Here is a 12,867-nt window from a genome sequence, read left to right as displayed (position 1 = left end):
CGAAAGGCAAGCATCGTCATGCGCGCAACCTTCATGTACGGCCCCGGCGACGTGCGGGTCGAGGACGTGCCCGACCCGCGGATCGTGGAGCCCACGGACGCGATCGTCCGGATCACCCTGGCCTGCGTCTGCGGATCCGACCTGCACCCGTACCACTCCATGCCCGTCGGCGACGAGGGCGTGCCGATGGGGCACGAGTTCCTCGGGGTCGTCGAGGAGACAGGTGCGGAGGTCACCGGTCTGAAGAGGGGCGACTTCGTGATCTCCCCGTTCGCGTTCTCCGACAACACGTGTCCGATCTGCCGGGACGGCTTCCAGACGGCCTGCCCGCACGGCGGCTGGTACGGGGCGGGCGGCGTGGGCGGCGCCCAGGCCGAGGCCGTCCGGGTGCCACAGGCCGACGGCACCCTGGTGAAGGTCCCCGGCGATGTGGACGCGACGCTGCTCCCTTCGCTGCTGACTCTGAGCGACGTCTATCTCACCGGCTATCACGCCGCCCACATGGGCCGGGTCTCCGCCGGCAAGACGGTCACGGTGATCGGTGACGGCGCCGTGGGCCTGTCCGCGGTGCTGGCCGCCAGGCGCCTGGGCGCCGAACGGATCATCCTCATGGGACGCCACACGTCGCGTACCGATCTGGGCCGGGAATGGGGCGCCACCGATGTCGTCGCCGAACGCGGCGAGGAAGGCATCGCGCGGGTGAAGGAGCTGACCGGCGGGGAGGGCTCCCACGTCGTCCTGGAGGCCGTCGGGCTGATGCCCGCCTACGAGCAGGCCTACGGCATCGTGCGTCCCGGCGGGATCATTTCCCGGGTCGGAGTACCGCAGTACGAGGAGGCCCCCGTCGGCTTCGGCTCGCTGTTCGGGAAGAACGCGGGCCTGACCGGCGGCCCGGCTCCCGTGCGCGCCTACATCGAGGCGGCGATCCCGGACGTGCTGGAGGGCCGCATCGAGCCGGGCAAGGTGTTCGATGCCGAGGTCTCCCTCGACCGGGTGGCCGACGCCTACCGGATGATGGACACCCGCACCAACCTCAAGGTGCTGGTGCGCCCGTGACCAACGCCGACACCAACGCCGACACCAGCACCGGCACCGGCACCGGCACCAACGCCGCCGCCGCGGCAGCGCACGAGCGGCTGTTTCCCGGCCATGTCTCCACCCTGGCGGTCAGTGACCCGGAGCTGATCGCGTACTTCGACAACTTCGCCTTCGACGAGGTGCTGCGCCACACCGGCGACCTGCCGGAACGCACGCGCCTGATGACGCAGCTCGCGGCGATGATCGCGGTCGGCGCGGTGGCCGAGTACCGGGTGATGCTCGGGGCCGCGCTCAGCGTCGAAGTCACGCCGGTGGAGATCAAGGAGATCGTCTACCAGGCGGTGCCGTACGTCGGCATGGCCCGTGTCTTCGACTTCCTGCACACCACCAACGATGTCCTCACCGAACGCGGCGTGGAACTGCCGCTGCCCGGTCAGTCCACCACCACCCCCGAGACCCGCGCCTCAGAAGGTCTGGCCGTACAGAAGCGGATCGTCGGCGGCGAGACGGTGGAGGCGCTGTACGCGAACGCTCCCGCCGACCAGCGGCACATCCAGGACATGTTGAGTGCCAACTGTTTCGGTGACCACTACACCCGCACCGGCATCGACGTCCCCACGCGAGAACTGCTGACCTTCGCCCTGCTCGCCGCGCTCGGCGGCGCGGACGCGCAGGTCCGCGGGCATGTGGCCGCCAACCTGCGCGTCGGCAACGACCGGGGCGCTCTGATCGCCGTACTCACCGGGCTGCTGCCGTTCATCGGCTACCCGCGCACGCTCAACGGCCTGCGTGCCGTCGACGACGTCGCCCCACCGCCTGACCGTTCGTTCCACCGCTCCTGACCACTCCCGCGCCGGGGAAGAAGCATGACCGCACGCACCTGGCTCATCACCGGCGTGAGCAGCGGCTTCGGCCGCGCGCCGACCGCCCGGTTGCTGGAGCGCGGGGACCGCGTCATCGGAACAGTGCGATCCGCCGCCAAGGTGGCCGACCTGCGGATCACCGCCTTCGAAGCACAGCGTGAGCTGGCACGTTCCACGGACTTTCCGGCCGGGGAGTGACCGTGCGCGTCGCCTCAGATGACACCCGTACCGAGGGCGGCACGAGGATGCGGGAAGCGCCGCCCCCCCGCGTACCGCCTGGCACCACCACGCCGTCGGCCAGACCCTGCACGTCACCGAGGGCATCGCTCTCATCGGCACCCGCGACGGCACGATCTTCGAGGCGCATCCCGGCGAGACCGCCACCTGCCCGCCCGTCGAGGAGCACTGGCACGGCGCCGCACCCGACCGGTTCATGCAGCACCTGGCGCTGTGGGAAGGCCCGGGTGACGACCGTCCCGAGACCACCTGGCTGGAGAAGGTCACCGACGAGCAGTACAACGGCCCCCGCACCCGCAGCCACTGACGAAGCACACCCCTCTCTCCCCCTCGGCATCATCGTCTCGGCGTCATCGCCTCGGCGTCATCGCCTCGGCGTCATCGCCTCGGCGTCATCGCCTCGGCGTCATCGCCTCGGTGTCATCGCGTCGGCGTCATCGCGTCGGCGTCATCGCGTCGGCCGCATGGACACCTCTGGTGCCACGGCCCGCTCCACGCGGACGCTCTGGTGCCACGACCCCGCTCGGCCGCGGAGCCGGACCACGGCCGCTTCGCCACGAAGGCCGGACGCCGAACCGCCCGTAGGCGCGGGAACCAGCGGCGTGTTTTCGGCCGAGTACAGATGCTGACGGCGGGCCCCCGCGAGGCCCGCGGGATCGGCGAGCAGCAGTGGTCGATGCGCGACTCCGACGCGGCGCGCTCGGTGCCTGAGGAGGCCCGGCCGCCCCCGGTTCGTACGACAATCCCGTGATCGTTGCCCCGCCGCCGCGGCTCCTGCCGCCACTCGTCCACGACGCGGAGCGGTGAAACGAGGCACCGTGCCGTGGCGGCCCGACGGGCCCGAGGGACGTCGGGCGCGCGCGTCGGCGAGAGGCCGCACCAACGCTCCGACCTGGAACATCGGGCCGCGTTCCCCGATTCCGTCCGTGAACCGACCGAACCGATCCGGCGGGCGGGCCGGGGGTCGGACACTCCTGCGGCGGTATGCATGCTCTCGGGCGAAGTGCACCCTGCGTACATCGCGGAGCCCGCTCGGCACGCCGGGGCGCCCGGCGGCGCACGCGAGGCGCGCGTCCTGCGGCTGACCTGCTCCCCTGCGCACCACCCCGTCCCGGATCCGCTCAGGGGCGGCATCCGGGTCGGCCGGCGCCGGGCAGGGCGGCGCCTCGACCGGCCGCCGACCCGGCACGGACAGCCGGAACACGGCTCCGGATCGAACGGCACGGAACCGCGGATGATGGTTCGGCAACCATCTGATGACACTCACCCCGCATGGCCGGAAAACTGCGCCGTCATTGGTTCAGGCCAAAGCGGCGAGGAAGGGGACGCAGTTGGAGACAGTGCCGAGCCGAACCCTGACCGGCGGCCACGGGGCAACATTCAGCCAGTCGACGAAATGTTGAAGTTGCAAGCATTGATGAGGTCTCCCTAACCTTGAGTGCTCAATCGGTTCATGTCCCCACCAGACCGAAGGAGCCCTCCCCCATGTACACACGTCTGAATCAGGCTCAGCCCTACGCCCTCGGGCTGTTCCGGATCGTCGTTGGCCTGCTCTTCGCCTGCCATGGCGCCGCCTCCCTCTTCGGCGTCCTCGGCGGTGCGGTGGGCGGCGGCTCCATACCCGCCGGCACCTGGCCCGGCTGGTACGCGGCAGTCATCCAGCTCGTCGGCGGAACCCTGGTGGTACTCGGCCTGGGCACCCGCGTCGCCGCCCTGATCTCGTCCGGCTCCATGGCGTACGCGTACTTCAAGGTCCACCAGCCAGGGGCGCTCTTCCCGTTGCAGAACGGCGGCGAGCCCTCGGCCGTCTTCTGCTGGACGTTCCTCCTTCTGGTCTTCACCGGTCCCGGGGCACTGGCCCTGGACCGCCTGTTCAGCCGGGACGGCACGGAGATCGACGAGAAGGAGCACGTGGCGGAGCGGGCCCCGACCGTCACGGTCTGAAGGCCGCACCGACAGCGGTGACGAGCTGATCGCGCAGGACCCGCCCTCTCCGCTCATGGGCCCACCCCTCGCGCACGCGGTCCCGTCCGTCACCGGCCGACCCGCACGCGGTCCAGCGTGCGGTCGAGCGCCCGCCGCACGTCGTTCCTCACGCGACCGGACGCCCGCCACGGCTCATTTCCTCACGTGCACCCGGAACGCCAGCTTCCCCCTTTCCGGGTGCACGTGACCTTTCCAACATCGGCCGTAATTATTCGATCATCGGATGAACGTCAGGCGTACGCTGTACAGCTGGCCCTGCCGCTCCTGCCGCTCCCCTGCGACGTCGCGGCGTTGTTCCGGATCGGGGAGTAGTAGGTGCTTGAGAGTGTGGGCGCGCTGATCGGCAGCCCATGGATCTACGCCGTGGTCGCCCTCTCGGTGCTCCTGGACGTCTTCCTGCCCGTGCTGCCCAGCGGAGTCCTGGTGATCGCCGCAGCCACGGCAGCCGCCGGTTCGACGACCGTCGCGGGGGCGGCCTCCGCGACACGCGCCGCCGAGCAGGTGCCCGAGGTGCCCTCGCTCCTCGCGCTGATCCTGTGCGCGGCCACCGCCTCCCTGCTCGGCGACCTCGTCGCGTACCGGCTGGCCTGGCGCGGCGGCGAGCGCCTGGACCGGGCCATCGCCCGCTCCCGCCGTCTCACCTCCGCCCAGGAGCGCCTCGGCACGGCCCTCGCCCGGGGCGGCGGTGTCCTCGTCGTCATTGCCCGCTTCGCCCCGGCCGGCCGTTCGGTCGTCTCCCTGGGTGCGGGCGCCGCGCACCGCACGGCGAAGGAGTTCGTGCCCTGGTCGGCCCTGGCGGGCGTGGCCTGGGCCGCCTACAGCGTCGGCCTCGGCTATTTCGGCGCCCAGTGGCTCGGCGCGACCTGGGTGGGCACGGCCCTGTCGGTCCTCGCCCTGTTCGTGGCGGGCGCCCTGGCCGCGTACGTCGTGCGCCGCCCGGCAGGGGGGCCCGCCGCCCAGGTGTCGCCGACCGCGACGGCCCCTACGGCGTCCTGACGCCGCCCCGTATCTCCAGACCGTCCAGCAACCTGGCGGTGGCCTCGGCGATCTCGTCGACGGCCCGGTCGAACACGTCCTGATTGTGCGCGGCCGGAGCACGGAAGCCGGACACCTTGCGTACGAACTGCAGGGCGGCGGCCCGGATCTCCTCCTCGGTGGCCTCTTCGGGGAGTGCGGGCGGGCGAAGGGTCTTGATACTGCGGCACATGTCTCCAGTGTGACCCGAGCCACTGACAACGACCGGCGCGAACCTCCGCCCCCGATCGCCTCGTCATTCACCGCTTCTCTCGACGGCCGGAATCTCATACGTACCGTCGAGGATCTCCGGCCCCGGCTCATAGAGCCTGAGGACCGGCCGGAAGTCGCCGTCGGGCGTGGGCAGCCAGTTCGCCGCCGCGGCCGGGTCGGCCGGCCGCTCCCTCCGAAGGTGGATCGTCAGCGCACCGTCCTCGCCGTACACGAGCCCCGGGGTGCGGTCGCCGACGGCGTACCGGCCGGCCGGATGCTCGATCAGGGGGCGGTCGGGGGTGTCGTACATCGTCACGGACCAGAACGCCCCGACCGGCGGCTGCCGCTCGAAGCGCAGCACATAGGAACGCGCGCCGTTCAGCCGCTCCCCTTCGGCGTCGTGGGACGTCCGGGCGTGAACCGCCTCGTAGCCGTGGCACCCCCACAGCCCGGTCCGTGCCGCCACCGCCCTGGCCCGGTAGGAGGCGTCCCGGTCCGTGATTCGCCACTGCGGGGAGTCGATGGTCCCGACGCCGTGCCAGTCGAGGTTGTAGTCGAAGCGGTGCGGATCCATCTGCCAGCCCCCGCTCGCCTCGCCGGACCGGCTCGCCTGCTCCACCCGTACCCTGCCCCGCGCCAGGCCCTCGGTCAGTGCGTGTACGAGTGCGGGGTCGGCCGACACGTACGGGACGGTCCCTCCTCCAGCAGCCCCAGCGGCTGGAACCGGTCCTGGTACGCCTGATCGGCCGCGGACGGCGGAAAATCGGCCATCCAGACCCTGAGCTGCTCGAAGAACCTCAGCGACTCCCCCGCGTCGGGGTCGGCGGCCGGGAGCCCCGTGCGGTGGGTACCCGGTTCGAGATGAGTGAGGGTGAGCTGTGCCTGAAGCTCGCGGACCCGCCGCAGGTCGTCCGGACCGCTCAGGGCGTTGCGTCCGACGACGGAGACGGCGGAGGTCGGTGCGTCGATCACCCCGCTCACCCCGTCGGGCTCGCTGCCGGACCAGCCGGGCGGCACGACGAGCCAGTCCCCGGCCCGGGTGCCGGTGGCGCGGCGGCCGACGTACGCGAAGTTGTTGGTCCAGGCGTCCACGAACTGCAGCACGTAGTACGCACCGTTGGTGTCGGGGACATGGAGCAGGACCGGCCCGCCGGATAGGTCGAGTTGAGCGATCGAGTAGGCGGTGTCGTTGCCGACGGAGGCGATGCCCGGGCCGGAGGAGAACGCCCCGGTGGAGTGCGTGAAGTGGTTGAAGGGGGCGGGCGGCAGCGGACCGTAGCCCGTGTGCATGAAGTCCTCGACCGTCGACAGGTTGTGGACCAGCGGACAGCCGTAGACATACGCCTCGGCGGCAAGGTCGACGAGCTCTTCGGCGTTCCCCTTCGGCATCGCGGTCCTCTCACGCACTCGCTTGCTCAGCCCCCTGCCACTCGTTCACGGCGGATCCGGCAGCGGACCGACAGCGGACGGCTTCCGTCCGGGACGGGGCCGGGCCCCGCACCCGCCCGGTTCAGACGACCGCCTTCGAGGGCTCCGTACACAGGGCCCAGATCACGAATGCGTCGATGGCGATGGAGATGATCGCCCAGACCGGCTGGTACGGCAGCCAGATGAAGTTGATGACCAGGCTGAGGGCGGCAATCGCCACACCCGTGACGCGGGCCCACGTGGCGCCCCTGAGAATGCCCCAGCCGACGATCCCGAGCACGATGCCGAGGACGAGGTGGATCCATCCCCATGTGCTCACGTCGAACTTGAACGTGTAGTTCCTGACGCGCGCGTACACGTCGTCGGTGGCGATACCGGTGATGCCCTTGACCACTCCGAGGACGCCGTCGACGAGAAGCAGCACACCGGCGAACATGATCCCCCCGGCCGCCCAGGGGTTGATGTCCCCGGACCCGGTGGAAGCGGCCCGACCGGGCGTGGGCCCTGAGCCTGCCCGACCGGGCGGGGGCCCTGAGCCTGCCGGACCGGGCGGGGGCCCTGAGTCTGCCGGACCGGGCGGGGGCGCTGAGTGTGCCATGGGAACTCCTCGGCAGGAACGGAACTGCACGACAGAACCGACCCTGCGCGGGACGCTTCCCGGCGACCACCCATACACACCCGGCCGGGTGACGCCCCCGCCGCCGGAGGCGGGGGCTGAACAGCCGGCCCACGAGGTCCGGGCCGCGACGTCCGGCCGCGACGTCCGGGCCGCGGCCTACAGGCACGGGCTACGGCTACGGCTACGGCTACGGCTACGGCTACGGCGCGGGATACCGCGACACCTTCGTCACCCTGCAGGTGACCTTGCCCGGGAACTCCCCCAGACCCTGGGCCTTGTGCGTGGACTTCTGCCCGGCTTCCAGGTTGGACACCGATGCCAGCCCCTCGGCGTGGCGCGTACCCTTCCCGTCCACGAACTCCACGTTCACGATGTAGGACGCCCGTTCCCCGGAGTGGTTCACGATCTCCACACGCGCGTCGGGCCACTGCGTCACCGAGTCCAGCTCACAGCCGGTGATCCGCACATCGTCCTCGGGCCGGGTCTCCTGCGCGTCCGACTCCTCCGCAGGTGCCTCGGACGCGCCACCTTCCACGGGAGCACCGCTCGGTGTGGCCCCCACCGGCGGTCGCGTCGACTCGCTCGACGACGAACTGCTCACCGCCGTGTTGTCGCCGAGTGCGACGGCGAGCAGCACGCCGAGGGCCAGCAGGGCGCCCACGCCGCCCAGCACGGACAGTGTGACGATCAGTCCGGTGCGGGATCTCTTCGGTGGCTGCGGAAGGCCACCTGTCTCCTGGCCCGTCTGAGGCCACTGCGGGTAGGGCGGAGGCTGCTGGCCGGGTTGGGACGGCGGCGGGTAGCCGTTCGACATGGATCCCCCCATGGGATGGTGCGACCGTGGATGTGGCGGAGCCACGTTACGACGTGCCAGGACTTGAATCTCCCGTAGGGGGAAGCGCGAGAGTGGGGGCATGGACGGCGACGCGCTCTACTCGATCGGCGATCTGGCCGGACGGACCGGACTGACGGTCAAGACGGTCCGGTTCTACTCCGACCTCGGGATCGTGCCCCCGACCGACCGCAGCCCGGCCGGCCACCGCCGCTACGGCGTCGACGCCGTCGCACGCCTCGACCTGGTACGTACGCTGCGCGACCTGGGGCTGGGCCTTCCCACGATCCGGAAGGTCCTGGACCGCGAGCTCTCGCTCCCCGAGGTCGCCGCAGCGCACGCCGAGGCCCTGACAGCGCAGATCCACACCCTGCGCATGCGGCGCGCGGTGCTGACAACGGTGGCCAGGCGCGGATCCACCCCTGAGGAAACGGATCTCATGCACAAGCTGGCCAAACTCTCGAAGGACGAGCGCCGACGACTGATCGACGACTTCCTCGACTCCGCGTTCGGCGGCCTGGACGCCGACCCCGCATTCACCGGAATCACGCGCTCGATGACCCCGGAACTGCCCGACTCCCCCGACACCGAACAGGTGGAGGCGTGGGTGGAGTTGGCCGAACTGTCCCAGGACCCGGAATTCCGCGCCGCCGTACGCCGCATGGCGGAGCAGCTCGCGGCCGGGCGTCCCGAAGGAGGCGCGGCCGGCCTGCGCCGCGACCCCGTGGCAACGGTCCGCGACCGTGTCACCCCGGCGCTGGAGGCCGGCATCACACCGGTCTCGCACCGCGCGGGTCCGATCGTCGACGGGGTCATGACCGCGTACGCACGCGACGCCGGCCGCCCGGACGGCCCCGCGCTGCGTCACCAGCTGCTGGCTCTCCTGGAGGCTGCGAACGCGCCGTGCCGACAGCGGTACGTCGAGCTGCTCGCAGTGATCAACGCCTGGCCGCCACCGGACGACCCGGCCCCGGCCTTCACCTGGTTCACCGAGGCGTTGCGCACGCGCCTGCACGATGCCCCTGACGCAACGTGACACAACGTGACGCGACCCGATGCGACCGCACCGGGTCGAACCTAGACTGACGAAGCCCGAAAAGTCCCAACCGAGGGAGAGGTGCAGCATGGCCAAGCGAGGAAACAAGCGACGCGGCCGCAAGAAGAAGAACGCCAATCACGGCAAGCGCCCCAACGCCTGAGCCGACCTTGCCGACCGAGCCGACCGCGCGGACAGCGCGGACAGCGCAGACAGCGCAGACAGCGCAGACAGCGCAGACAGCGCGGACAGCGCGGGGCGAGACACCGTAAGAGGCGATGTCGTCGGGTCGGGCAGAGGCGCCTCCTGCCCGACCCGGGCAACTCCCGCCTCGAAAAGGGGCCACTGCTCCCGTCTGCCCTGCTGTGAGTCGCCGATATCCATCAGAAACGGAAGCGAATCGCACGCTCCGTGAGTAGGTGACCGTCATGCCGGTCACAGCGAGCCCGCCGGGACGACGGTCACACACTGCGCCGAACAGGACTCCTGCCCAGCCCGGTTGGTCGGGCCCTGTGGCATCGGGAATCCCTGCGTCTGAACGGTGCGAGCCAGGAAGCCGTGGAGGAGGCACGCACCACCACCCGCGCAACCCGCTCAGCCATCACCGGTCCGCTGGTCTCGGTCTCCGTCCTCGAACCTTCCCTGACCGAATCGGCTCGTCAGGCCGCCCTGGCCGCCTTCGACCTGCGCGACGCCGCCGACCGGATCACCCTGGCCGCCCGCCGCGAGGCCGCCATCGCCGCAACGGACGAACTGGTCGCCGCCGCGGGCCGTGCCCTGGCGTGAACAACGGCCCCAGAACGGCGGTTCCGGCGAAACGCGACGCCGTCACAGTCGGCCTGACACTGGGCCCAGCGTGGCGATGAGAGGGGCCGAGCGGCCTGAGCAACAGCCTGAGCAACGGCCTGAGCAAGGCTTCCCCATACCGCTGCCACCGCCTCGCGGAAATCAAGCCAAATTTTCAGCATTTTCGAGCGGTGTGTTTTCTACCCGGAATCGCGAGTTCAAGGCTGCACCGAACCCCGGTGCATACGGTCGAATATTCACGTTCAGGTGATTCCCCTTCCGGGCTCTCCTGAATGGATGGATCGCTTCGTAAGATCCTTGTTCAGTACCGATGCACCCACCATGCCAATGTGGGTTCTTGGTTCCGCATTCAACTCAAGGGGAAAAATATGTTCCTAAGGACGAGGAACGTTGCGCGCACCACGGCCACAGCACTTGCCGTAGCCGCCATGTTCACCCTGGCCGGACCAGCCGGAACCGCTTCCGCCATCGACCACGTCACCTGTGACCCCGACGCGAATTTCCTGAAGATCTGGTCGCACAGCGGCGGGCGTGACAGCGTGGACTGCTATGCGAACCGCGGGAAGATCGACTTCGGTGGATGGTGGGTCGACCAGATCTCCACGGGGAACAACGACGTGAAGTACTACGACGCCAATGGCGATGTGGTGAAAATCGCCCGGTGGAACAATATTAAGTATACGAACACGCCGAAGGTCAATGCCATCGAAATCCTGTAAGGACTTTCTCCGGGGCATTTCAAAGTCCCGGTGAGCGTATGAGTCCGCAGGCCGTAGCAGGGTGAGGGAACCGTGCCGGCCCGTCATGGATGCACCGAAGCTCCGGCCGTATGGGGTGACCTTCCCACGTCGCCCTGAACCGCCGGAGCTTCGGTGTGTCCCCGGCCTGTCGGCCCCGGCCCGCCAGGTCACAGCGAGCGCGAGCACGTCAGGCCGCAGTGAGCACGAGCACGTCAGATCGCAGTACGTGCGAGTGCGTCAGGCCGGCAGGGCGGCCAGCCAGTCGGTCAGGATGCGGTTGACCTCGGCGGGGCGTTCTTGCTGGATCCAGTGGCCGCAGCCGTCGAGGAGATGGGAGGAGACCAGGCCCGGCAAGGTGACCGGGTACGCCGTGATCGCGTCGGCCATCCAGGTCGTGGAGGCATCCAGGCTGCCGCCGATGAACAGGGAGGGCTGGGTGAGGGGAGCACCGTCGAAGGCGGCAAGGTCATCCCAGTCGCGGTCCATGTTCCGGTAGCGGTTGAGTGCTCCGGTCACACCGGTGCGTTCGAACTCCCCGGCGTAGACGTCGAGGTCGCTCTCGCTGAGCCAGGCGGGCAGCGGACCGTCGGGGAACCGGTTGCGCAGCGTCCCGCCCGTGCTGACGAAGTGCGGATCGGGAGCGCCGGGTGCGGGCATGGTGTCGGCGGACAGGGCCGCGTAGAAGCCCGCGAGCCAGCCGCGTACGTCGGGCTCGATCTCGGCCTCGGCCCGGCCCGGCTCCTGGAAGTACGAGACGTAGAACTCCTCGTCCCCGCCCATCCGGGCGAAGACGTCGCTGGGGCGGGGCCCGCCGCGCGGGGTGTAGGGAACACTCAGCAGCCCCACCGCTCTGAAGACCTCCGGCCTGAGCAGGGCCGAGTTCGCGGCAATGGTCGCGCCCCAGTCGTGGCCGACGACCACCGCCGACTCCTCACCCAGGGCGTGAACCACCGAGACGTTGTCCTCCACGAGGTCGAGCATCCGGTACGCATCCGCCGCGGCCGGTGTGGAGGAGCGGCCGTAACCGCGGACATCGAGGGCGACCGCGCGGTACCCCGCCGCTGCGAGCACCGGCAGCTGGTGGCGCCAGGAGTACCAGGACTCCGGGAAGCCGTGAACGAGCAGGACCAGCGGCCCGGTTCCCTGCTCCGCGAGGTGAATCCGGCCTCCCGGCGAGGAGACCGACCGGTGTGTGATCTCCGGGACGTGCTGCACCATGCTTCTCCTCCAGGACCGTTGATCTGTTGCGCGCGCCAGGACGGCACCCTTCCACCGTTCCGCGGGCGTCACACGGATCATGCGAAGAACCCCACCGAGAAGACGAGTTTGTTTGCCGACTCGGCAAGTCCGGCGCTCGACTGCGGGTCTCCGCCGGTGCGGGACTGTGAGAGGACAGCTCAACGAGCGGTGAGCAGCCCGGCGTCGTGGGCGAGGACGGCGGCCTGTACACGGTTGGCGCAGCCGGTGCGGGTGAGGATCCGGCTGATGTGTGCCTTGACCGTGCCGGCACTCAGATACAGCTGATCGGCGATCTCCGCGTTGGACAGGCCCGTGCCCAGCAGCCGCAGGACATCCTGTTCGGCCGGGGTCAGTTCTTCGGTCCGTCGTAGCGCGGCCTCGGTGTCCCGGCCGGACGTCACGTGCCGTTCCAGCAGCTGCCGGGTGATCCGGGGTGCCAGTACCGGTTCGCCTCTGGCGGCGAGTTGCACGGCGCGGATCAGCTCGGCGGGACCGGTGTCCTTGAGGAGGAATCCGCTCGCGCCGGCCCGCAGGGCGCGCGTCACGCTCGCTTCCTCGCTGAACGCCGTCAGCATCACGACATAGGTGTGGGGCGAGAGGCGCGCGATGTCCTCGGCAGCGGTGATTCCGTCCCTGTCCGGCATCTTGATGTCGAGCAGGGCGACATCAATGTCCTGGGCGCGGCATGCTGCGGCCGCCTCACGACCGTTGCCCGCCTCGGCGACCACCTCGATGTCCTCGGCGTTCTCCAGAATCAGCCGGATTCCCACGCGCATCAGCGCCTCGTCGTCGGCGACCAGGACTCGGATCATCAG

The 12,867-nt window shown here is 70.0% G+C and carries 16 protein-coding genes and 1 pseudogene; 10 read left to right on the top strand and 7 right to left on the bottom strand.

All coding sequences use genetic code 11. The features are described from left to right. Positions 1–18 precede the first annotated feature (18 nt). The 6 genes and pseudogenes from ACFVUT_RS25855 (at position 19) to ACFVUT_RS25830 (ending at position 5,120) form a co-directional block, all read left to right on the top strand. Positions 19–1,056, top strand: a complete 1,038-nt coding sequence (locus ACFVUT_RS25855; RefSeq protein ID WP_389654300.1) for an alcohol dehydrogenase catalytic domain-containing protein — start codon at positions 19–21, stop codon at positions 1,054–1,056. Beyond that, entirely contained in the window at positions 1,053–1,880 is an 828-nt protein-coding gene (locus ACFVUT_RS25850) for a carboxymuconolactone decarboxylase family protein (RefSeq protein ID WP_389654298.1), read from the top strand. Before ACFVUT_RS25855 ends, ACFVUT_RS25850 begins: the two co-directional genes overlap by 4 nt. Positions 1,881–1,904: 24 nt before the next feature. Further along, positions 1,905–2,099, top strand: a complete 195-nt coding sequence (locus ACFVUT_RS25845) for a hypothetical protein (RefSeq protein ID WP_389654296.1) — start codon at positions 1,905–1,907, stop codon at positions 2,097–2,099. Between the two features lie 70 nt (positions 2,100–2,169). Beyond that, positions 2,170–2,445: pseudogene (locus ACFVUT_RS25840) on the top strand (cupin domain-containing protein); the annotation flags it as partial. 1,178 nt (positions 2,446–3,623) lie between these two features. Then, entirely contained in the window at positions 3,624–4,082 is a 459-nt protein-coding gene (locus tag ACFVUT_RS25835; protein WP_389654294.1) for a DoxX family protein, read from the top strand. Positions 4,083–4,439: 357 nt separating this feature from the next. Beyond that, complete coding sequence (locus tag ACFVUT_RS25830; RefSeq protein WP_389654292.1) at positions 4,440–5,120, top strand: DedA family protein; 681 nt, start codon at positions 4,440–4,442, stop codon at positions 5,118–5,120. Here the strand turns inward: ACFVUT_RS25830 and ACFVUT_RS25825 are convergent. From ACFVUT_RS25825 to ACFVUT_RS25805, 5 genes are all read right to left on the bottom strand, one after another. Then, entirely contained in the window at positions 5,107–5,331 is a 225-nt protein-coding gene (locus ACFVUT_RS25825; RefSeq protein WP_389654290.1) for a DUF2277 domain-containing protein, read from the bottom strand. The two genes, ACFVUT_RS25830 and ACFVUT_RS25825, sit on opposite strands and share 14 nt — an antisense overlap. A 63-nt stretch (positions 5,332–5,394) precedes the next feature. Next, positions 5,395–6,033, bottom strand: coding sequence for a DUF1214 domain-containing protein (locus ACFVUT_RS25820; RefSeq protein WP_389654288.1), 639 nt, complete (start codon positions 6,031–6,033; stop codon positions 5,395–5,397). Then, the gene (locus ACFVUT_RS25815; RefSeq protein ID WP_389654286.1) at positions 6,000–6,740 is read right to left on the bottom strand and encodes a DUF1254 domain-containing protein; all 741 of its coding nucleotides are present in this window, start codon (positions 6,738–6,740) and stop codon (positions 6,000–6,002) included. Before ACFVUT_RS25815 ends, ACFVUT_RS25820 begins: the two co-directional genes overlap by 34 nt. Positions 6,741–6,861: 121 nt before the next feature. After that, positions 6,862–7,377, bottom strand: coding sequence for a hypothetical protein (locus ACFVUT_RS25810; RefSeq protein WP_389654284.1), 516 nt, complete (start codon positions 7,375–7,377; stop codon positions 6,862–6,864). Between the two features lie 220 nt (positions 7,378–7,597). Next, positions 7,598–8,212, bottom strand: a complete 615-nt coding sequence (locus tag ACFVUT_RS25805) for a hypothetical protein (protein ID WP_389654282.1) — start codon at positions 8,210–8,212, stop codon at positions 7,598–7,600. 100 nt (positions 8,213–8,312) lie between these two features. Here ACFVUT_RS25805 and ACFVUT_RS25800 point away from each other — a divergent pair, with 100 nt between their 5' ends. The 4 genes from ACFVUT_RS25800 to ACFVUT_RS25785 all read left to right on the top strand — a co-directional run bounded on the left by ACFVUT_RS25800 (position 8,313) and on the right by ACFVUT_RS25785 (position 10,792). Further along, positions 8,313–9,266: a MerR family transcriptional regulator gene (locus tag ACFVUT_RS25800; RefSeq protein ID WP_389654280.1), complete on the top strand. Its 954-nt coding sequence runs from the start codon at positions 8,313–8,315 to the stop codon at positions 9,264–9,266. Positions 9,267–9,354: 88 nt separating this feature from the next. Further along, positions 9,355–9,429, top strand: a complete 75-nt coding sequence (locus ACFVUT_RS25795; protein WP_373302405.1) for a 50S ribosomal protein bL37 — start codon at positions 9,355–9,357, stop codon at positions 9,427–9,429. A 395-nt stretch (positions 9,430–9,824) separates the two neighbouring features. Continuing rightward, a complete protein-coding gene (locus ACFVUT_RS25790) occupies positions 9,825–10,052 on the top strand; it encodes a hypothetical protein (RefSeq protein WP_389654278.1) in 228 nt (75 codons plus the stop codon). Between the two features lie 389 nt (positions 10,053–10,441). Continuing rightward, the gene (locus ACFVUT_RS25785; RefSeq protein WP_389654418.1) at positions 10,442–10,792 is read left to right on the top strand and encodes a beta/gamma crystallin domain-containing protein; all 351 of its coding nucleotides are present in this window, start codon (positions 10,442–10,444) and stop codon (positions 10,790–10,792) included. A gap of 258 nt (positions 10,793–11,050) precedes the next feature. On the opposite strand, the gene ACFVUT_RS25780 is transcribed toward ACFVUT_RS25785, so the two are convergent. Next, the gene (locus ACFVUT_RS25780; RefSeq protein WP_389654276.1) at positions 11,051–12,031 is read right to left on the bottom strand and encodes an alpha/beta fold hydrolase; all 981 of its coding nucleotides are present in this window, start codon (positions 12,029–12,031) and stop codon (positions 11,051–11,053) included. 179 nt (positions 12,032–12,210) lie between these two features. Further along, positions 12,211–12,864 (bottom strand): response regulator, encoded by a 654-nt coding sequence (locus tag ACFVUT_RS25775; RefSeq protein ID WP_389654274.1) that lies wholly within the window; start codon positions 12,862–12,864, stop codon positions 12,211–12,213. Between the last annotated feature and the right edge of the window lie 3 nt (positions 12,865–12,867).

The sequence above is a fragment of the Streptomyces sp. NPDC058051 genome (assembly GCF_042885475.1).
In the GTDB taxonomy this organism is placed as follows: domain Bacteria; phylum Actinomycetota; class Actinomycetes; order Streptomycetales; family Streptomycetaceae; genus Streptomyces.
Note: the sequence above shows the minus strand (reverse complement) of the source record. Positions and strands in the feature narration are given on the sequence as shown.

Excerpts from the sequence above, each read along its gene's own strand:
- ACFVUT_RS25855 (WP_389654300.1), top strand. The coding sequence starts at position 19 with ATGCGCGCAACCTTCATGTACGGCCCCGGCGACGTGCGGGTCGAGGAC.
- ACFVUT_RS25825 (WP_389654290.1), bottom strand. The coding sequence starts at position 5,331 with ATGTGCCGCAGTATCAAGACCCTTCGCCCGCCCGCACTCCCCGAAGAG.
- ACFVUT_RS25785 (WP_389654418.1), top strand. The coding sequence starts at position 10,442 with ATGTTCCTAAGGACGAGGAACGTTGCGCGCACCACGGCCACAGCACTT.
- ACFVUT_RS25810 (WP_389654284.1), bottom strand. The coding sequence starts at position 7,377 with ATGGCACACTCAGCGCCCCCGCCCGGTCCGGCAGACTCAGGGCCCCCG.
- ACFVUT_RS25835 (WP_389654294.1), top strand. The coding sequence starts at position 3,624 with ATGTACACACGTCTGAATCAGGCTCAGCCCTACGCCCTCGGGCTGTTC.
- ACFVUT_RS25800 (WP_389654280.1), top strand. The coding sequence starts at position 8,313 with ATGGACGGCGACGCGCTCTACTCGATCGGCGATCTGGCCGGACGGACC.
- ACFVUT_RS25775 (WP_389654274.1), bottom strand. The coding sequence starts at position 12,864 with ATGATCCGAGTCCTGGTCGCCGACGACGAGGCGCTGATGCGCGTGGGA.
- ACFVUT_RS25805 (WP_389654282.1), bottom strand. The coding sequence starts at position 8,212 with ATGTCGAACGGCTACCCGCCGCCGTCCCAACCCGGCCAGCAGCCTCCG.
- ACFVUT_RS25845 (WP_389654296.1), top strand. The coding sequence starts at position 1,905 with ATGACCGCACGCACCTGGCTCATCACCGGCGTGAGCAGCGGCTTCGGC.
- ACFVUT_RS25780 (WP_389654276.1), bottom strand. The coding sequence starts at position 12,031 with ATGGTGCAGCACGTCCCGGAGATCACACACCGGTCGGTCTCCTCGCCG.
- ACFVUT_RS25815 (WP_389654286.1), bottom strand. The coding sequence starts at position 6,740 with ATGCCGAAGGGGAACGCCGAAGAGCTCGTCGACCTTGCCGCCGAGGCG.